Genomic DNA, 19,322 nt, shown 5'->3' on the forward strand with positions numbered 1-19,322 from the left:
CCTTCAACTTCCCAAGAGGAACACCAGATATGTCCAGTTGCCTTGATGCCATACGCCCAGAAACAGCCCCGGCGGAAACTTCCAGGTTCCGGCCTGCCATCCACTTCACGGCAAGGGACACCTGGCTGAACGATCCCAACGGCCTGGTTTTCCATGACGGCATGTACCACCTCTTCTTCCAGAACAACCCGTACGGCAACGTTTGGGGCAACATGTCCTGGGGCCACGCCACCTCCCGTGATCTGCTGCACTGGACGGAACACCCCGTTGCCATAGCCTGCGACGAAACAGAGGACATCTTCTCCGGCAGTGTCGTCGTCGACCACGGCAACACGTCCGGCCTCGGGACGCCGGAGGCACGCGCCCTCGTCGCCATTTACACCAGTGCCTACAAAGCCGGGTCCCAACACAGCGGCACCCAGGCGCAGTCTCTGGCCTACAGCACAGACGCCGGAATGACGTGGCGAAAGTACGCAGGAAACCCTGTCCTCACCAGAAACTCAGCGCACTTCCGCGATCCCAAAGTCTTCCGTTACCGGGGGGATCAAGATGCCTGCTGGGTCATGGTCGCCGTCGAAGCGCAACACCAAAAAGTGGTTCTGTACCGTTCGGAGGACCTCAAATCCTGGGAATTCATGAGCGACTTCGGCCCGGCCAACGCCGACGCCGGTGAATGGGAGTGCCCCGATCTGTTTCCCCTGCCAGTGGACGGGCACCCGGAGAACACGAAATGGGTGCTGATCGTCAACGTCAACCCCGGCGCCGTGGCAGGAGGCTCCGGGGGCCAGTACTTCGTAGGGCACTTCGACGGCGTCCGGTTCGTTCCGGACGCTTGCTCGCTTCCCGCGCCGGCAGGGATTAGAGTTCTGGGAGATTCCGCCGCGGCCGCTGCGACTCTGCAGCAATGCCTGTGGCTGGACTGGGGACGCGACTGCTACGCGTCCGTATCCTTTAGCAATGCCCCGGATGACCGGCGCATCATCATCGGCTGGATGAACAACTGGGACTATGCCAACGAGCTGCCCACCGCCCCCTGGCGGTCCTCAATGACCATCGCCCGCGAATTGCGCCTCACAGCAGTCAACAGCTCCGCCCGTCTGGTCCAGCAACCCGTCCTGGCCGACCTCTGCGCAGGAGAAGAGCCGACGTCAGCCCAGAATCTCATGGACGCAGGCACCTTTGAGCTGCAGGATTCAGTCTTTCGGTTGCCGGATGCGGTACCCGGCAGAGCCCAAGTCATCGAGGCGGAGATACTGCCCGGAGACGCCGGACAAGTGACCTGCCACCTGTTCGGAAAAGGAGACGGCAGTGCGGGGACCGTGCTGAGCTACAACGCCGCTACGGCCGAACTTGTCCTGGACCGCAGGCGGTCAGGCAACACCGGTTTTCACGAGAAGTTTCCCTCCGTGGAGTCAGCCCCGCTGCAGCTTGAGGACGGTGCACTCAAGCTGCACATCGTCGTCGACCATTGCTCCGTAGAGGTGTTCGCGCAGGGCGGCAAAGTGGTCTTGACCGACCTTGTCTTCCCCGCTCAGGGACACACGGAGAACCGTCTGACGGTTGAGGGCGGGCCGGCTACCATCCGGACGCTCACTGTCACGGCTCTCGGTTAGCACGCACCCAACGGATACATAGGAAAGGGTCCCAAATGCCAACAGTCCAGCACACCGACGAAGACCCCAGAACGGGCATAGATGTCCTTGTGGTCGGCGAAGCCCTCGTGGACATAGTTGTATCTCCCCGAGGCACCGTGGAGCACCCCGGCGGATCACCTGCAAACGTCGCCTACGGACTCGGACGGCTGGGAGTGGACACCGCATTGCTGACCTCGATCGGCGACGACCACCATGCCGCCGCCATCGAAAAGCACCTTCGGAGCGCCGGTGTTCATCTCCTGCCCGGTTCCAAGGGCCGTGGCAAAACAGCCACGGCGACCGCGGCTCTGGCTTCTGATGGTTCAGCACAGTATGACTTCGACGTTCGATGGGACCTCCCGCGAATCACGCCGGCCGCGCTTCCCAAAATTCTGCACACCGGCTCGATAGCGACCTTTCTGGCGCCCGGAGCAACAGTCGTCAGGGAGCTTATCGAACAATCACATCAGCGCTGCGTCGTCACCTACGATCCCAACATTCGCCCTGGACTGCTCGGCAGCCAATTTGAGGCAAAAACCATCTTCGAGGAACTCGTCCCGTTCACAGAGGTAGTCAAACTCAGCGACGAGGATGCACTGTGGCTCTATCCGCGGCTATCCCTGGAAGCCATCACAAAACGTATCCTCGAACTGGGCGCCGGACTCATCGCCGTCACCATGGGAGCGGAGGGATCACTGCTCACAACGAGAGGCACGCAGGTAGTTGTTCCCTCGGTTAAGTCTGCCGTGGCCGACACCATAGGAGCCGGCGACTCGTACATGGCTGCCCTGATCTACGGACTCCTCATGCGCGGAGCAGACGGGCTAGCGCCCTCGGTGCTGGAGTCGCTGGGCCGCATAGCATCAAAAGCAGCGGCCATCACAGTACGCCGCCCCGGCGCTCGCCCTCCAACGTCAGAGGAACTACTGGAGGAACTCCCGGAGCATCAACCGGTGGCACCATGAGAACCAGAGAACAAAGGGAAGAGCCCATGCCAAGCAACAACCATTACGATGTGACCACGTGGCCGGTCGGCAACCCAGCCAAGGACGTCGGTGAAGTCATCAACAGCATCATCGCCGACATCAAGGAACGGCAGGTCGCCACCGATGTGAACAACGGAGGAAAGCCGGGCGCGGTGATCTACATTCCGCCGGGGGACTACCACCTCCGCACACAGGTGGTGATCGACGTCAGCTTCCTTCGGATCGAAGGTTCGGGACACGGATTCACGTCGTCGAGCATCCGGTTCAACGTTCCCGAAGACGAATGGCCCGACCTGCATGAGCTCTGGCCCGGGGGGAGCCGCATCATCGTCGACCTTCCCTCCGCCGGCGAGGGGGAGGAATCCAAGGGAGCCGCCTTCCTTGTTGAGAGAGCCGGGAGCCCGCGGATCAGCTCGGTCGAGTTCTCCAACTTCTGCATCGATGGCCTGCATTTCATTCCGGACGGTTCCGGGATGCCTCCCGAGAACACATACGTCAACGGCAAGACCGGCATATATGTAGCCAGCGCCAATGACTCGTTTCGGGTCACCGATATGGGGTTCGTCTACTTGGAGAACGCACTCACCATCCATAACGCGGACGCGCTTTCCATCCACCACAACTTCATCGCTGAATGCGGAAGCTGCATCGAGCTGCGCGGGTGGGGACAGGCATCAAAGATCACCGATAATTTGGTCGGGGCAGGCCCCAAGGGGCACTCGATCTACGCCGAGAACCATGGTGGGCTCCTGATAACCGCGAACAACGTCTTTCCCCGTGGTGCGAGCAGCGTCCATCTCACCGGAGTCACGCGTTCAAGCGTCACCAACAACCGTCTGCATTCCTTCTACCCCGGGATGCTAATTCTCGCGGCGAACAGTTCGGAAAACCTTGTGGCCACGAACCACTTCCTGCGTGACCATGAGCCCTGGACGCCCTTCCTGGGAATCAACAACGGACTGGACGACCTCAACGGCCTTCTCTGTGTCAGCGGCAACAACAACTCGGTCATCGGCAACCACTTCTCCCAGATCATCGACTCACAGAGCATCCGGCCCACAGGTGCGACGCCGGTCATCATCCGGCTGATGGCCGGGGTTGGCAACTTCGTCTCCAACAACCATGTGGTAGCGAAGGACGTTGACTCCAGGACAAGTGACTCCTGCTTCGAGTCCCAGGTGGACGCCCTGTTGACGACCGGGGCCTCCGACAACCTCGCCGTTACGGCCGTCATGGTGGATCCCGAATCGGCGAGGAATACGATCCTTGATTCCGGAACAGACGCCCAAGTCATCGCAGACAGGGTTGTTAACGCGTTTCGGGCCACGCCCACGGTGGGTTTCTAGACGGGCGCATTGCACTTGTGCGACCCGCAACTCGGTCGGCAAAGACACCGGCACCCAGACCGCTGGTCGAATCCCGATCGGGGTTCCGCAGCCCGGCGACCCCAGCCAGAGGTTCAGAACGCCTGTGAGGATTGGGGTGGCTGGTCTGGGACTGGCTGGCAGAGTAAGTGCAGGCCGTTCCACCCGGCGGTCGTGACTCATCTGAACGCTTGGCCCCCCGTCCGAGGGTGTCCTGTTATCGACATGTCCGTCTGCTGGGTGGGCGGCCGGCACCTGCCCGGCCCACCTCGGTGACTTGATCAGAAGATTGTCCGCCTCCGTGCGGGGCGTGGCTCGTCACAGTGCTGTTCCGAAGTGACCTCTACCCGGACTGGTACCGGCCCGTAACGGCTCCGACCATTTCCGCTGAATGAGGAAGGTGCCAGAACCGCTATGACTATCGTTGCGTATACCCACCCGTTTGTCGTGGGTGTCGATACCCATGCCCGGAAGCACGTCTTCGCCATCATCGCCGTGCCCAGCGGGGAACGGATCGATAGCCGGGATTTCCCGGCGACCGGTGCAGGAATCAGTCGCGCTATTGCTTGGGTCGCTCGTCGCACCGAAGCGGATCTGGCGACTCTGTGGGTGATCGAGGGCACCGCTTCCTACGGTGCTGTGCTGGCCGGGGCTGTCGCTGCTGCCGGTTACCAGGTGGCCGAGGCTGCGCGTATGGATGCTTTGCCGCGTCGTGGGGTTGGTAAGTCGGATCCGCTGGACGCGCACCGGATCGCTTCTGCGGTCCTTTCCTTGGAAGAGGATATGTTGCGCCGGCCACGGTTGAACGAAGGGGTCCGCGCAGCGTTGCGTGTCCTGATCAGTGCGCGGCATTCGATGACAACCGACCGGACCAGGACCGTGAACGCGTTAACTGCGCTGCTGCGAATCAATGATTTGGGTTTCGATGCGCGCGAGTCGTTGACCAGAAGCCAGATCCTGGAGGTGTCCCGGTGGCGGGCCCGTGAAGAACCTCTTGCGGTGTCGGTGGCCCGCTCCGAAGCCGTCAGGCTGGCCAAGCGCATCGGCGACCTTGACGCGGAGATCAAGGCAAACGGCTCCCGGATCACCGAACTGGTCGAGGTAAGCGAAGCCGCGCCGCTGCTGCAGGAATCCGGCTTCGGACCTGTCACGGCAGCCATTTGTCTCACCGCCTGGTCGCATCAAGGCCGGGTACGCTCCGAGGCGGCTTTCGCTTCCCTCGCCGGGGTCAACCCCATTCCGGCTTCATCCGGCAATACCGTTCGTCATCGGCTCAACCGCGGAGGTGACAGGACCCTGAATAAAGCCCTTCACATGGTTGCTCTGACCAGGATGGCGTTCGATCCGGAAACCATCGCATATGCAGCAAAACGGCAGGCAGAAGGGCGGACCAAGAAAGAGATCAGACGGTGCGTGAAACGCTACCTCGCCCGGCGGATCTACCGCACACTCAATGCCAACAGCCTCCAGCCATTACTGCGTTGACAACCATAGAAGAGTCGATAATCGTGATTCCGTCATACCGCTTCGAATTGTCTCCCGGTGTGCTTGAAGGAGGTCGCAACGGCTATGTCGTCTCATGAATCCCTGACATCGGCTAGCTACGGACAGAAATGCCCAGCCAAGGTCGTGGGTCGGATTCCGGCTGGGGCGGGGAATGGCTGGAAGTGGAGTGGCGGCCGGTAATGCAGTGGGACTCACAAGGCCCAATGGGTCGTCACACTCAGGTGTGAGCTCAAAATGCTAAAAAAGAGGGTGTGCATAATGTGCACACCCTCGGCTTCGGACTCGGTTGTACTGACATCGAACTGCGGAGGATTGGGGAGGTTTTTTAAAAGCGGGGCGGATTTCCAGGGGATCGGCTGGTACGATTCCCACCTAGGACACAGTGTTTTCGCAGGTCAGCGGCTTTTAGGCCTCTGAGTGTGGACAAATTGTGTTGTGAGGGGCCCCTTCGGGGGCCTTTTTCATTGGTGGCCCGGGTGCCTCCTCGTCTGCCTCGATCGACCGGTTGTCGCTCGTTGCCTGTTCATGGACGTCCGTGGCCTGAGAAAAATAGGGCGCGGACTTCTTTTCCCGCGTGGTTCGTCTTTCACTGGGTTCCTCCAATCCGGTTCATCGCGACATGACGTCGTGGAATTGGACCGGGCAGTCCCGGGCGGTGGTGCCTGCTGTCTGGCCAGTTGTTCATATCCATTCATTGCCCACGCTTGGTACAACAGCATGACCGAAGTCGACGGGAGCTCATGTGGCTGCAAAGGCGGTTCCGCTGATGGCAGACGAGGTGAGGGAGTACGTGAAGGGTATGGCCAAGGTTTATTCGTGGGCGGCCAAGCCGGTGTCAGCCAGCACGGGAGCAGCTGTGAGGTGTCGGGGCCGAGGATCGTTTAGACGCAGGTTTGTTGCCGCTGGGATTCCTGTGCCTTATCGCATATCCAATCGGGTCGGCTATGCCGGCATCTTGAGCCTCCGTCGCGGCGCGTGTTGAGCCCAGTGCCGCCTTAGGGGGATTCGGCAGAGGGGATCGCCGCTTGCTCGATTTACGAGGATTGCGCTTGCGATGATGTCGAAGAGATGACCGGCGCGGGTCGCGCTTGAGGGTTGGTCGCCGAGCCAGGCGAGTGCGGTGACGAGCGCGAACAGGTCACTGCCATCCATGTCGGGGCGGGCGGCGCCGGCGGCCTGGGCGCGGGTGAGCAACTGCGTGCCGGCGCCGCGCAGCCTGACGCATGAGTTATGGAGGGCGGACTCCGTGTTTTCGATGGCGGCCATCATCATCTCCGTGACGCCCCGGTAGGTACGGGAGAACGCGACGAAATCGCGCAGCCAGACAATGAGTGCCTCTGCCGGTGCGCTTGCCGCCTCAAGCTCGACTGCCTGCGCTGCCAGCTTGTCAAAGCTCTCGCGCAGCAAGGCTTCAAGCAGGGCCTCCCGCGACGGAAAATGCCTGTAAAGCGTTCCCAATCCAACGCCAGCCCGGCGGGCGACGTCGCGCAGCGACGCCTCAGCTCCCTGCTCGAGGATAACAACGCGGCCAGTATCGAGCAGGTGCTCATAGTTTCTTTGAGCGTCGACACGCATCTCACATCTCCTTTTGACAACCGGAGCAGTGCTCCAGTAAATTCGGAGCACTGCTCCAATAATGGTACAGGCAGGCCACTGAAAGGACACGCAATGCCCACGAACAGTATGAAGGCGATTCGAATTCACCACTTCGGCGGCCCCGAGGTAATGCGCCACGAGGAGGTGCCGGTCCCCGAGGTGGGGCCGGGCGAGGTGCTCGTCCGGGTCTCCGCGGTGGGCGTCAACCCTCCGGACTGGTATATGCGGGAGGGCATGCCGGGCGTGCCGCGAGAGATGCTGCCGCCCATGAACCTGCCCATCATCCTGGGCACCGACGTGTCAGGGGTCGTGGAGGCTGTCGCCGGCGACGTCGAAGGCTTCACGAAGGGCGAAGAAGTTTTCGGCCTGGTCCGCTTCCCCACCAGCCTCCAGGGCGGCGCCTATGCCGAATACGTGACCGTCCCGGCCGCAGACCTCGCGCACAAGCCAGCGGGCGTCGAACACCTGCACGCCGCGGGTGCAGCAATGTCAGGGCTGACCGCATGGCAGTTCCTCGTCGAGCTGGGACACGACCATCCCTCGCCTTTTCAGGCCCATCGGCACCGCCCGGTCAGGCTCGACTCAAACACTACGGTGCTGGTCAACGGGGCTGCGGGCGGCGTTGGGCACTTCGCCGTCCAGCTTGCGAAATGGAAGGGCGCGCACGTCATCGCCGTCGCCTCGGGAGAACACAAAGAATTCCTGCGGGAACTCGGCGCTGACGAATTCATCGACTACACCGAGAACCGCCCCGAAGACACCGCCCACGACATCGACCTTGTAGTCGATACCGTCGGCGGTCCCCACAGCCGACGCTTCCTCCGCACGCTCAAGCGCGGCGGCGCGCTGTTTCCGGTCTACCTCGCCGAATTCGACCCCGAGGAGGTCGCCGAGCACGGAGTCGTGGTCTCATCCACCCAGGTGCGCTCCGACGGCCAACAGCTCGAACAGTTGGCCGGCCTGATCGAGGCCGGCACAGTGCGCGTCGCCATCGACAGCACCTACCCCCTCGCCAGCGCCCAGCAGGCCCACGAGAGGGCGGCCCAGGGACACATCCAGGGCAAGATTGTGCTCACTGTCCGATGAGCTCGCCACGAGCCGGCCATAACCCGGCATCCGTACGGCCGGGGAGATCAGGAGCCATTCAATGACCACACTCCGAGGCGCCCTGGCCGACCTCCTCGAGAATCACAACCTTCCTGTCGACGAGGCAGCCGACCGTCACATCAGCCCCGACTTCCGCCAACGCACGAACGGGCAGTGGGACGACCGGGCCGGATTTCTCGCCCGCATCAGGCGCCTGCGAAGCAACACCCAAGAAGTCACCATTACCGTCCTGGATGAAATCACCGACGGCAGCAGCTACGCCGAACGCCACCTCATCGAGCTGTTCGGCGTCGATGGCCGGCGCGTCGTCTATGAGGTCTACGTCTTCGCCGCCCTGGGTTCCGACGGACGGTTCGAACGCATCGAGGAAGCGACCGTCATGGTCGGGCCCGCAACTTGATGCCTGTCGAGGCACTACCCGGTCACCGCGACCAGGGCCGTGGCCTCGTTCATCCCCGGACACTGTTGCCCAGCAACAACCCCCGGCCGCACCCCGAGTCCTGCTCTTCCGCTGTCCCAACACAGCATGGCCGCAACGAGAAGGAAGCAGCACAGGCTGCGATAAGTTCATCTAAACGTCTCGACTTATGCATCAGTTGAAATGAGCGCTATGTCCCGTTCCCCCCTCACCCTCGATCCGACAAACGATGAGGTCAATGATCTGCGACGCCGGCTTCGTAACACGCGGTGGCCTGCCTCCTGGCCTGTGACGGGCTGGGAGGCCGGAACTGACCAGGAAGAGCTGCGCCGACTGGTTTCGTACTGGGCCGAGGACTTCGACTGGGTGGCGCAACGACGTCACATCGATGCATTGCCCTGGCATACAGCCGACATCGACGGCACGGCCCTCGCATATCTTCGATTCGACCCGGAAAAGCAGGGCGGCCTCCCTCTCATCCTCACCAACGGATGGCCCAGCACCGCTCTGGAGCTCGTGGCTCTCGCCGAGCGGTTAGCGGCACCGTCGCGGTTCGGCGGCAGTTCCGAGACTGCCGTAACGGTAATTGTTCCGGCCCTGCCAGGTCTGCCATTCTCCCCGCAGCGCCCCTCCCTGCATGAGCAGACACACGAGCTCTGGCACCGGTTGATGACAGACCACCTCGGCTTCGACCGCTACGCGGCCCACGGCGGCGACCTCGGCGCAGGAATTACTTCACGCCTGGCCGCGGCCCATCCCCAAGCAGTCGCTGGCATCCATCTCCTTGCAGTTGCTGCACCGCTTCAAATTGACCCCGCTACGGTCAGCCCCGAAGAACAAGAACACTTAGAACGCGTAAGCGCCTGGGTTGCAGCAGAAGGCGCGTACCAACACCAGCAGCAAACCCGTCCCCTCACCCTCGCTCCCGCACTATCGGACTCGCCGGCAGGCCTCCTGTCTTGGATCCTCGAAAAGCACCGGGTCTGGAGCGACTGCGGAGGGGACGTCTCGACACGATTCAGTGAGGACTACCTCATCACCCTCGCATCCGCCTACTGGTTCACGAACTCCATCGGCACGTCGTTCCGCCCGTATTACGAATTCGCAGCTGGCTTCACAACGCGTGTGGATCAGGTGCGGGTCCCGACGGCAGTCGCCCTATTCCCGTTCGACCTCGCACAGCCACCCCGAAGTTGGGCCGATCGGTCATATCAGGTCACCAGATACACAAGGATGCCCCGGGGCGGACATTTCGCTCCGCACGAGGAACCCGAGCTCCTCGCCAATGACATCACCGCGTTCTTGCACACCCTCTGAGCAATAGATGCAGCCAACATCAAAGGGTGACTCGTAACCCGGGATGCCCCATAACCCTAGGGATATGAGACGTCTCAGTCTTCGCTGAGCGTGGTCGTGACTCCGTTGGTAAGGTCGCTTAGGCGTGCCGAGGTGAAACGGACTTGATATTTTCCGGAGTGATCCGGCGATGAGCGGATCAGTTCATGGTAGACAGAGCAGACCATGAACACTGGGGGATTGTGATGGAACCGGTTAGATTTATTCATCCGTTTGAGGAAGCGGCTTCGGTGGCGGCTGTCCCAAAACCAGCCCTCGCCCCTGGTCCTCCCGCCGGGACACCTGCCGCTCTCCTCTTTTCTTCCCAGGGCGGTGAACGCGAAGTGCAGCGACTCGTCCACGACCTCGCCCTTCTGGCGACCAGGCAGCATCCGCCGTCGGGTAGAATCCGGGCAGTCGGTCGGAAGCGCGATGAATAATCCCCAGACGATAGGTCTTCTCGTGGCCTTTTTGGCACGTTCACGGTAGTGGACAGTGGAAACTGCTACGAGGCGCAGGGCGACTGAGCACCCCAGTCTCGGTAAAAGTGATCACAAAGTCAGCAGTGGCCGCGGTCGCCTTGGTTACTGTGACCGCGATCCGGCCCCCGGGGTCGGAACTGCCGTGCAGAGGGCCGTCAGTGTGGGGTTCCCAGGCGCCAGCTGTAGGGGTTGGATACAGGTGGGTGACGCCAGCGGAACTGTAGAGCACCTTCGCAGGGGCAACGACCAGGCAAAGGCCCAACAGCTTTGGCAGGCAATGCGGATCGCGGAACGTGGCATTAGGGCCGTGAGCGGGTCCTGCAGACGGAGGCAACCGAACGGGAAGTCGCTGCCGCCATCACCCAGAGCCTGCGGGTGTCCGGCTCGGTCTTTGACATCGTGCACGTGGTCGCCAATGACTTTCGCGGGCAGGCGCCCCGGGCGCGGGACATTCTGGAGGGGGACATTGTGACCGTGTTCGTGGAAACTTCGGGGCCGGACGGGCACTGGGTGGAGCTTGGCGCCATCTACGCCATTGGCCGGGTTTCTGACCGGCGGCGCCTCCTCGCCCGCCGGGTTATCGGCGCGCTGGCCGGGGCCGCCGAGCATGTTCGGGTGGACCAGGAATACGGGGTTCTGGCCGAAAATCTTGGCGACGCCGGCCGTCCGACCGTCGGTTTCGGGCATGGCACCGGCGTCGACGAAATACCCGTGACTGTGGCGCCGGGCGCACGGACGCGGCTGCGCGACGGCGAGGCAATTGTCTTGCACCCCAGCCTCACTGATCCCGCAAGGGGTGACGCCGCAGGGGTGGCCAACACGTTCCTCACAGGGCCGCACGGCGGAACAGCACTTTCCGCTCACCCTTTGACCCTGCATCACGTTTCCCGCACCAGAACGCACTTGCAGTAGAACTCGCTCCCCGTCGAATCCGCGTGAATTCGGTCATTCCAGGCGTGATGGACACCGCCCAAACCCAGGACGGGAGCCGCATCCGACGGCCACCGTCCGTTCCTCTGGCCGTTCCGCCCGTTCATTCCGTCGTCGGGCCGGACGGGTCAGGGTCTCTCAGCGGCTGGACGCCGCTCGCTGATTCAGGCGGGGCGGCGGACGGCGTGCACGGCGGTGTCGTAGAGCTCGAACAGGTCGACGCGTCCGCCCTGCCTGACCCACTCTTCCAGTGCGGCTTGGAGGCAGGTGATCGCGGCGGCTGCGATTACGCGTGCCTCCAGTGTGCGGCGGTCGGACGCTGGCAGTCGTGGCTCGATCAGCGGCGTGAGCAGGTCCTGCCAGCGGGCCTGCTTCTCGGCGTGTCCGGCGCGCAGCGATTCGTTCCCGAACAGTAGCGTGACGAACTCGAGCCGGCGCTCGGCGGTGGTGTCGATTTCCTCGAGCACCTGGAACGCCGCGCGGAGGGACGCCCATGGATCTTCATCCGCTGGGCGCTCAGCAAAACGTCCGGCAATGAGTTCGCCCTGTTCCGCCAGGCCGCTGAGCGCGAGGTCCTCCTTGCTGCGGAAGTAGTTGAACAGGGTCCGGCGGGAGACTCCCGCGGCGGCGGCGACCTCCTCGACGGTGGTGTTGTCGTAGCCTTTGGCGGCGAACTGCTCTAGGGCGGTGCGTGCCAGCAGGGACCGGACGACGGCGCGGGTCTGCTCGCGGATGGGTGTCATCTTCGGGACCATGCACCCATAGTACGATGGTTTACTCCAAACCGAGTATTGCACTCAGTGCATCAACGTGCATAAAATGTATTGCATGAGCAGAATTGACTATTCCAGCCAGACCATCATCGTCACCGGGGCAAGCTCCGGCCTCGGTGCGGAGTTCGCCCGACAGCTCGCGGGACGCGGCTCCAACCTCGTGCTCGTCGCCCGCCGCGCAGACCGGCTCGAAAGCCTGGCCGGGGAACTTAGCCGCGACCACGGCGTAACCGTGACCACCGTTGCCCGGGACCTCGGTCAGCCGGACGCCGGACGCGCGCTTCGCGCCGAACTCGAATCCCGCGGCATCCACGCCACCGGGCTTGTCAACAACGCCGGCTTCGGCACCCACAACGCCTTCACAGACGAGGACCCTGAACGCCTCCAGGGCATGATCGCGCTGAACGTCGGCGCCCTGGTGGACCTCAGCCGCGCATACATCGACCCGCTGACCACCGCAGGAACCGGCATCCTCATCAACGTTGCGAGCCTGCTGGGCTTCCAGCCGAGCCCTTATCTGGGTGTCTACGGGGCCACCAAAGCCTTCGTCCTCAGCCTCACCGAATCGCTGTGGGAAGAAGCCCGCGGCACTGGCCTGCGCGTCCTCGCCGTCTGCCCCGGTGCCATGGGGACGGAGTTCTTCGACGCCGCCGGAAGCCAGTCGGCCGACTACGGCACCACGCGTGCAACGCCGCAGGATGTGGTCAGGATCGCGCTCGAGACCCTCGACCGCCGCTCCGCGCCACCGTCGGTCATCACCAACGGCCGCGCCCTGGCGCTGGCCAGCAAGCTGCTGCCGCGCCGCCAGGTCGTCCGCTTCATGGGCGGAATCCAACGCCGCGCCATGACCCGGTCCTGAAGGAACATTCGAGCGGGCCTCGCCTGGCGCCGTTTATCTGACCCGCCACGTCGGCCCGCCCCTCCCCACCCAAGCCAGCACAGAAGTGGAGCGACAGCTCTGATTGATCAACACGCTGCTGCTCAAGCACTTCACCGGGCGATAGAGCCATAAACCCGTCGCAGCCCGCCGTCCTTCCGGGCGCCGCGCAGTCTTCCAGACCCACGAGCCGTTCGGCCGAGACCGCCAGGTAGGTTCTCAGCGCTCGCCGCAGCGGTTCAGCATAACGAGTTCATCTATGAAAGAAGCCACATGAAAGCGTTCGTCGTCAACAGCTACAAACAGCCTCTCGAAATGGCAGATGTGCCCGAACCGGTCGTCGGCGAGGGGGACGTCCTCGTCAAAGTCCAAGCGGCGGGCCTCAATCAGTTGGACGAGAAAATTCGCGAGGGCGAGTTCAAACTGATCCTGCCATACAAGACCCCTTTCACCCTCGGCCACGACGTCGCCGGGACCGTGATCCAAGTCGGCGCGAAAGTACGCAACTTTTAAGCCGGGCGACGAGGTCTTCGCGAGGCCCCGCGACGGCCGCATCGGGACGTTCGCCGAACGCATCGCGATCGACGAGAACGAGGTTGCCCTGAAGCCGGCATCGATCACGGCCGAGGAAGCCGGGTCGTTGCCGCTGGTGGCGCTGACGGCGTGGCAATCGCTCGTCGAACGCGGCCAGGTCAAGCCGGGACAGAAAGTCCTCATCCATGCCGGCACCGGAGGCGTGGGCTCGATCGCGATCCAACTGGCCAAACACCTCGGAGCCACCGTCGCGACCACCGTCAGCGGCTCCAACGCAGCCCTCGCCCGCGACTTCGGCGCCGATGAGGTCATCGACTACCGCACGCAGGATTTCTCCACGCTCCTCAGCGGTTACGACCTGGTGCTCGACAGCCAAGGCGGGGAGAATCTCGAGAAGTCGCTCCGCGTTCTGAAAACCGGAGGTAAGGTAATTGGGATCTCGGGTCCGCCCGACCCGGCCTTCGCCCAGGCCGCGGGCCTGAACGGGATCGTGCGTCTCGTGATTGCAGCCTTAAGCGCGAAGGTGCGCCGTCAGGCGAAGAAGCTCGGGGTCGAGTACGAGTTCTTGTTCATGCACGCCAGCGGTGAGCAGCTCCGCACGCTGGCGGGGCTTGTCGACAGCGGCGTCATCCGCCCAGTCGTGGGGAAAACTGCGCCCTTCGCTGCACTGCCGGAGACGCTGTCGTCCCTCGGCAAGGGCGGGCTGCAGGGCAAGGCCGTCGTCACTATCAGCGACTAATCATTTTGCGTCACGGGGAGCCCGGGTATCCATGGGGGCAAGCGAAACGCCACCCATGGCATTCTCGCACTTGTATTCTTGCCGTAAAAACAATCCCTGATGCCGTCTGGCCTAGAGCAGCTGGAAGCGGTTAGGCATCGATCACCAAATCGGTCCGCGCGCTGGAGCAGCAGGGCAGGAACTTGCCTGCATCGATTTCCCGTGCCCGGATCCCGCCCTGGTGGTTCATCTCGACTTCCCCGGAAAGCTTGACGACCTTGCAGGAGCCGCACATCCCTTCCTTGCAGTTCGCACCGATCCTGACGCCGGCACGCTGGGCTACCCCGAGGATGTGTTCGTCGGGGTCGATGCGCACATTGATGCCGGTGCGCATGAAGGACAGGGTGAGGCTTCCCGTCCCGACCGTGTCGAAGCTCGAGGGGTCGGTGGTCCCAGTCTCCGGCCCGAGATCCGCACTGCCGTCGGGGGCGGATGTGCCAGGGTCGACAGTTTCCAGCGGTAGTCCCGTGGCCTTCAGGGGTCCGTCGGCGTTGTAGCCGGGCTCGTAGAGCCCGAACGCTGTGGGCTGACTTTCGTAGTAGTCTTCGGCGGACTCGGCGATTTCCCCGGCGATTTCCTCCGCGATGTCCTCTGCAAGCGCGATCTCTGCCTGGTATTCAAGGATCGTCTGGCGATCCCCCGTGAAGAATTCCATGTTGATGGAGGTGTCGTCGACGCCGACCTTCCCTAGTAGCTCGGTCGCGGTGTTCAGGTAGCCCTCGGGGCCGCAGGCATAGACCTGGCGGCCGTTGGCATCGGGGGCAACCTCGTCAAGCATGCCCGCCGTCAGCCTTCCGCTGAGCCATTGCCACCCTTCGGGTTTGCTGCGGTCACCTAGGGAGTAGAAGACCTTGACCCTCGAGTCCACGGACGCGATGTAGGCCAGCTCCTGGTGGAAGGCATATCCTCCGGCCTCAGCTCCGTGGTAGAGCACCACGACATCGGCCTGTCCGGGCAGGGAGTGGATGGTGCGCACCATCGACATAATGGGGGTGATGCCTGCGCCGGCGGCCAGCAAGAGGTATCGTGCCCGGCGGTCGGCGTCAGGCAGGTGGAATGCCCCGACCGGTCCGAGCATCTCGAGGACGGTGCCGGGTTTGACGTTCTCGTGCACCCAGGGCGAGACGAGTCCAATGGGGTCGCGTTTGACTGTGATGTTGAAGGTCCACGGCTGGGTGGGCGAACTGGACAGCGAGTAGCTGCGGTCCACCGGATCCTCGTCCTCACCGTTCACGGGAAAGGCGACGTTCACGTACTGGCCCGCACGGAACGCCAGTGGCGCACCGTCGCAGCGGCGGAACACGAAGGTCCTCATGCCGCCCGCCTCGGGAGTGGTCTCGACGCATTCGGCCATGAACTCCTGCGGATGCCAGGGGCCCAGTGCGTGGGCGGCGCGGGCGGGTCCCTCAGTGCTGCCCATCACCCTGTTCCACGGCATCTCAAGACCGCGAATGCGCTGTGGTTCCTGGGTCGCGGTGTCGGCGCGGAGTTCAATCATGCCAAGTGCTCCTGCACTCGCTGCACGTACCAGTTGATGAATGCCTCGACCTGGTATTCGCTCTTCATGTACGGGCCGGGCTCGTATGCGGGGCTGTTGGCGCCCTTCTGGCACAGCTCCACGAAAGCTTTATCCTGCAGATTTGTCTGCTTCCACGTGTAGGTGAGTTTATCCAGGTCGTAGTCGACGCCTTCCTCGGCGTCGTCAGCCACCAGCCAGGTGGTGCGTACTAGTGTCTGGTGTTCGTTGATGGGGAAGACTGCGAATGTGATGACGTGGTCCCCAAGGAAGTGGAACCAGCTGTTGGGCTGAAGGTGCATCGAGCAGCGGCCAAGGCGGAAGTCCCGCAAGTCACCGAGTAGCTTCTTGGAAAGCCTGCGCCCGTTGGGAGAGAACGATTCGCCTTCACCGTCGAGCGATTCCCGTGAGATACGGATTCCCGCGATGCGCGTGTCGAGCTCCTCGACTACCTCGTAGGGAAGGCCATAGCGGCGGCAACGCTCCTCGAGCGAGGACTGTGCTTCCTTGTTGCGGTTCCACACCTCCTCGAGATGGGGCGGGACCAGACCCTCGGTCAGGCCCCAGGTGGGGAACAGGGAACAGGCGAGCTCAGGGTGGCCGTCGCAGTGGTAGCACTCACGGTTATTCTCCATGACGAGCTTCCAGTTGCCCTCCTCGACGATGTTCTGCTGGTAAGCGATTTTCGTCTTCGCCAGATCGTGGGGCGCGAGGTAGGGCTCAAAGATCTTCGAGGTTTCGTCGAAGTCCGTCGGCGGCTCATCAGCAATGCAAACGAAGATGAGTCCGGCGACCTCCCGGCCATGAGCGCGCTTGAGGCCGAAGCAGCTCTTGTCGAACTTCGTTTCTCCGGGTGCCGAAGCGTGGATCAAATCGCCGCTGGGTGCGTAGGTCCAGGAGTGATAGCCGCACACAAGGTTTCCTGTTGACCCCGCGGATTCGGTCAGGACGCGGGCGCCGCGGTGGCGGCATACGTTGTGCAGGACGTTCACGCCGCCGTCGTCGTTGCGCAGCACGATCAGAGAGTAGGGCCCGTAGTCGACCGTGACGTAGTCGCCCGGCTCCGGCAGCTCAGCCGTGCTGGCGGCAAAGATCCAGTGCTTGCCAAAAATGGCCTGCATGTCGATTTTGAAAATCGACGGGTCCGTGTAGAAGGGGGCATCGAGGGAGTATCCCGTGCGCCGGGACACAAATAACTCAGTGATTTCAGCCAGCTGCTCTGCAGGCAACGATGAAGCGAGTTTTCCGCGTGAATTGAGGGGCACGGTCACTGAAGTAGTCATGTGTTTCCTCCCGGGAGGGCTGGGTATGGTGTAAATCGTGGGGACCAGGGACTTAGGGACCCGGTGTGGGCGAGAGCGTTGTAGTCATGAAATTTGATCGAATAAATGCACGATTCAGGAAAAAGCCGGGGATAGAGGTAGTGACTCCAAAGCTTCAGTCTCCTAGTGCGTCATTCGCAACAGCAATCAAGATACGCAACAGCGTGGCGCACGCCACGCCTGTTGTCAAGCTCCTAAGGATGCAGCGCAAGTCCGGCCGAACACACATGCCACCGAGGTTGTTGTGTGGGTCCGGGCGGTCCTGCTTATTTCCGGTGTTCTGCTGGGCCGACCAAACGTTGCCAAGACCCATCCGGGACCTGTCGAACCAGGGTTTCGGATGCGGAACGTCATCCATCAGAAACATGCGCGCAACGTTTGGCCTCTAACCTGCGGTTGTGGGGTTTGTGGAATTTTCGAATGCAGCCCCAGGTAGGCACGGAGCCTTGGCTCCAAGCACGCGCTCAAAAAGGCTTGCCTAGAAATGTACGCTCGCGTGGTCAACTTGAGGTGCGCCTCGAGCTGCTTGGCATATCAAGTCGCAGAGGCTGACCGCCGCTCTCGCTTACGCCGGCGAAGCCCTGGTGGACATTGGTGAGCGGGGGTTTATAGAAGGAGGCTTCGGGACGGCATCGAAGCCGATCAGGCTAATGTCTTCCTGACCACGCAGCAGGGCTGGACGTCGGATGACTCGTTCGTCTGCACCACGATCGACATCGAAGCGCGCCGCCGGGCCCGCGTGTCGAACAACCTGTACAACCAGTTCAAGGACCTACGTACGGAGCAGTATCGCGGGTTAAGGCCTCCGTGAGCGACGAAGACGACGGCGGGCATTCGCGCCGCCATCTTCGTCGCCCTGCTGTCCGGGCAAGCCGTCAAGCGGAGGCGCCGCTGAGGGCCTCGTCTGTCATGGCAGAACCCACCGGAAGGCCGCTGGAGGGGACAACGCTGCCGGCCTTTATGACGGTGCGATTCCGGCTCCCGTCCCAGAGCACTGAGGGCTCCTCGAAGGGATTGCCGTCTAGTATCACGAAGTCCGCGCATGCGCCCTTCGCGATGCGGCCCAGGTCTTCGCGCCGGAGCAGTGCCGCGTTCGTTGAGGTCGCGGAGCGGAGTGCGTCGTAGACGCCCAGCACTTCGCACTGCAGGCGAAGCCCGGCCAGCTGTTCATCCTCGAGCTCACCCATGAGGTCGCTGCCGAAGCCAATCCGGACTCCGGCGTCGCGCGCCAGTGTGACGGCGTTCTTGCCGGCGGCCAGTACTTCCTGGTTCTTGGCGGCGCCCACCTCGGTAAGTCCGATTTCCGCTCCACGGCGGCTCATCGCGTCGTACGTCACCAACGTGGGCACGAGGTAGACGTCGTTCTCCGCCATGAGGCGGGCGGTTTCAGCATCCAGTAGGTTGCCGTGTTCGATGCAGCGGACTCCGTTGAGAACTGAGTGCGTAATGGCTTCTGGTGAGTAGGCGTGCGCAGTGGCGTAGCTGCCCCGCCGCGAGGCCTCTTCGGTGACCACGCGGATTTCCGCCGCACTGTACTGGGGCACACGGATCGGATCGACAGGAGAAATCACTCCTCCGGAGGTCATGAGCTTGATGGCCGTTGCACCGGTCCGGAACCGGTGGCGCACCGCCAGCAGCAGGTCCTCGACGCCATCCACCACCTCGCACATGTGGCCGCCATGGAAGCAGCTTCCATCGTTCGCGGCGCGGATGTCGCCGTGACCGCCGGTCTGGCTTAGCGCCGGACCGGTAAAAAAATACCGGGGACCGGGGTACAGTCCTTCCTCGATGGCAGTTGCCAGGCCTACGTCACCCCCGGCCACATCCCGGACTGAGGTGAAGCCCCGGCCGAGCGCGGCCTCAAGCCTGCGGGCACCGGCCAGGGCTGAGTAGCTCAACGGCCCGGTTTCGTTTATCGCCGAGGTCAGGCTGAGCGCGTAGGCATGGAAGTGGGCATCGATGAGGCCGGGAATCACCACCCGGCCGCCCGCGTCGAGTACGTTTCCGGCGCCACTGCCTTCGTCGGTGCTGCCCATGGCGGTGATCCTGCCGTCGCGGACAATGATGGAGCCCTCAATGAGTGCGGGTGATTCGCCGTCGAAGATCCTGGCGTTCCGAATGGTCAGGTTTCCCTGAGAGTTGGGGATCACGTGGAGTGTTTCCT

General features: G+C 62.8%; 14 protein-coding genes and 1 pseudogene. 10 read left to right on the top strand and 5 right to left on the bottom strand.

Features of this window, described 5'->3' with window-relative positions; all coding sequences use genetic code 11:
• Positions 1–29: 29 nt before the first annotated feature.
• The 4 genes from ACHMXB_RS05025 (at position 30) to ACHMXB_RS05040 (ending at position 5,469) form a co-directional block, all read left to right on the top strand.
• The gene (locus ACHMXB_RS05025) at positions 30–1,613 is read left to right on the top strand and encodes a glycoside hydrolase family 32 protein (protein ID WP_395403292.1); all 1,584 of its coding nucleotides are present in this window, start codon (positions 30–32) and stop codon (positions 1,611–1,613) included.
• Between the two features lie 35 nt (positions 1,614–1,648).
• A complete protein-coding gene (locus ACHMXB_RS05030) occupies positions 1,649–2,599 on the top strand; it encodes a carbohydrate kinase (protein ID WP_395403293.1) in 951 nt (316 codons plus the stop codon).
• A 26-nt stretch (positions 2,600–2,625) separates the two neighbouring features.
• Complete coding sequence (locus tag ACHMXB_RS05035; RefSeq protein ID WP_395403295.1) at positions 2,626–3,966, top strand: NosD domain-containing protein; 1,341 nt, start codon at positions 2,626–2,628, stop codon at positions 3,964–3,966.
• A gap of 432 nt (positions 3,967–4,398) precedes the next feature.
• Complete coding sequence (locus ACHMXB_RS05040; protein WP_395403297.1) at positions 4,399–5,469, top strand: IS110 family transposase; 1,071 nt, start codon at positions 4,399–4,401, stop codon at positions 5,467–5,469.
• Between the two features lie 963 nt (positions 5,470–6,432).
• Here ACHMXB_RS05040 and ACHMXB_RS05045 read toward each other — a convergent pair.
• On the bottom strand, positions 6,433–7,065 hold the full coding sequence (locus ACHMXB_RS05045) for a TetR/AcrR family transcriptional regulator (protein ID WP_395403299.1): 633 nt from the start codon (positions 7,063–7,065) through the stop codon (positions 6,433–6,435).
• Between the two features lie 93 nt (positions 7,066–7,158).
• On the opposite strand from ACHMXB_RS05045, the gene ACHMXB_RS05050 reads away from it, so the two are divergent.
• From ACHMXB_RS05050 to ACHMXB_RS05065, 4 genes are all read left to right on the top strand, one after another.
• Entirely contained in the window at positions 7,159–8,172 is a 1,014-nt protein-coding gene (locus tag ACHMXB_RS05050) for an NADP-dependent oxidoreductase (protein WP_395403301.1), read from the top strand.
• A gap of 61 nt (positions 8,173–8,233) precedes the next feature.
• On the top strand, positions 8,234–8,593 hold the full coding sequence (locus tag ACHMXB_RS05055; RefSeq protein WP_395403303.1) for a hypothetical protein: 360 nt from the start codon (positions 8,234–8,236) through the stop codon (positions 8,591–8,593).
• 210 nt (positions 8,594–8,803) lie between these two features.
• Entirely contained in the window at positions 8,804–9,928 is a 1,125-nt protein-coding gene (locus tag ACHMXB_RS05060; RefSeq protein WP_395403305.1) for an epoxide hydrolase family protein, read from the top strand.
• Positions 9,929–10,746: 818 nt separating this feature from the next.
• Complete coding sequence (locus tag ACHMXB_RS05065; RefSeq protein ID WP_395405127.1) at positions 10,747–11,340, top strand: M24 family metallopeptidase; 594 nt, start codon at positions 10,747–10,749, stop codon at positions 11,338–11,340.
• A gap of 182 nt (positions 11,341–11,522) precedes the next feature.
• On the opposite strand, the gene ACHMXB_RS05070 is transcribed toward ACHMXB_RS05065, so the two are convergent.
• Positions 11,523–12,113 carry a TetR/AcrR family transcriptional regulator gene (locus tag ACHMXB_RS05070; RefSeq protein WP_395403307.1) on the bottom strand — a complete coding sequence of 197 codons (591 nt, stop codon included), beginning with the start codon at positions 12,111–12,113 and terminating at the stop codon, positions 11,523–11,525.
• Positions 12,114–12,186: 73 nt separating this feature from the next.
• Between ACHMXB_RS05070 and ACHMXB_RS05075 the strand changes: the two genes are divergently transcribed.
• Positions 12,187–12,990 carry an SDR family NAD(P)-dependent oxidoreductase gene (locus ACHMXB_RS05075; RefSeq protein WP_395403309.1) on the top strand — a complete coding sequence of 268 codons (804 nt, stop codon included), beginning with the start codon at positions 12,187–12,189 and terminating at the stop codon, positions 12,988–12,990.
• 291 nt (positions 12,991–13,281) lie between these two features.
• Positions 13,282–14,281, top strand: a pseudogene (locus ACHMXB_RS05080) (NADP-dependent oxidoreductase).
• A 130-nt stretch (positions 14,282–14,411) separates the two neighbouring features.
• Here the strand turns inward: ACHMXB_RS05080 and ACHMXB_RS05085 are convergent.
• The 3 genes from ACHMXB_RS05085 to ACHMXB_RS05095 all read right to left on the bottom strand — a co-directional run bounded on the left by ACHMXB_RS05085 (position 14,412) and on the right by ACHMXB_RS05095 (position 19,308).
• Positions 14,412–15,818, bottom strand: a complete 1,407-nt coding sequence (locus ACHMXB_RS05085) for a ferredoxin reductase (RefSeq protein WP_395403311.1) — start codon at positions 15,816–15,818, stop codon at positions 14,412–14,414.
• On the bottom strand, positions 15,815–17,119 hold the full coding sequence (locus ACHMXB_RS05090; RefSeq protein ID WP_395403313.1) for an SRPBCC family protein: 1,305 nt from the start codon (positions 17,117–17,119) through the stop codon (positions 15,815–15,817). Before ACHMXB_RS05090 ends, ACHMXB_RS05085 begins: the two co-directional genes overlap by 4 nt.
• 914 nt (positions 17,120–18,033) lie before the next feature.
• Entirely contained in the window at positions 18,034–19,308 is a 1,275-nt protein-coding gene (locus ACHMXB_RS05095; protein ID WP_395403315.1) for an amidohydrolase family protein, read from the bottom strand.
• Between the last annotated feature and the right edge of the window lie 14 nt (positions 19,309–19,322).

The organism is Arthrobacter sp. UC242_113, from assembly GCF_044054585.1.
GTDB lineage: Bacteria > Actinomycetota > Actinomycetes > Actinomycetales > Micrococcaceae > Arthrobacter.

Coding starts and splice junctions, on each gene's coding strand:
- ACHMXB_RS05025 (WP_395403292.1), top strand. CDS start 30: ATGTCCAGTTGCCTTGATGCCATACGCCCAGAAACAGCCCCGGCGGAA.
- ACHMXB_RS05030 (WP_395403293.1), top strand. CDS start 1,649: ATGCCAACAGTCCAGCACACCGACGAAGACCCCAGAACGGGCATAGAT.
- ACHMXB_RS05035 (WP_395403295.1), top strand. CDS start 2,626: ATGCCAAGCAACAACCATTACGATGTGACCACGTGGCCGGTCGGCAAC.
- ACHMXB_RS05040 (WP_395403297.1), top strand. CDS start 4,399: ATGACTATCGTTGCGTATACCCACCCGTTTGTCGTGGGTGTCGATACC.
- ACHMXB_RS05045 (WP_395403299.1), bottom strand. CDS start 7,065: ATGCGTGTCGACGCTCAAAGAAACTATGAGCACCTGCTCGATACTGGC.
- ACHMXB_RS05050 (WP_395403301.1), top strand. CDS start 7,159: ATGCCCACGAACAGTATGAAGGCGATTCGAATTCACCACTTCGGCGGC.
- ACHMXB_RS05055 (WP_395403303.1), top strand. CDS start 8,234: ATGACCACACTCCGAGGCGCCCTGGCCGACCTCCTCGAGAATCACAAC.
- ACHMXB_RS05060 (WP_395403305.1), top strand. CDS start 8,804: ATGTCCCGTTCCCCCCTCACCCTCGATCCGACAAACGATGAGGTCAAT.
- ACHMXB_RS05070 (WP_395403307.1), bottom strand. CDS start 12,113: ATGGTCCCGAAGATGACACCCATCCGCGAGCAGACCCGCGCCGTCGTC.
- ACHMXB_RS05075 (WP_395403309.1), top strand. CDS start 12,187: ATGAGCAGAATTGACTATTCCAGCCAGACCATCATCGTCACCGGGGCA.
- ACHMXB_RS05085 (WP_395403311.1), bottom strand. CDS start 15,818: ATGATTGAACTCCGCGCCGACACCGCGACCCAGGAACCACAGCGCATT.
- ACHMXB_RS05090 (WP_395403313.1), bottom strand. CDS start 17,119: ATGACTACTTCAGTGACCGTGCCCCTCAATTCACGCGGAAAACTCGCT.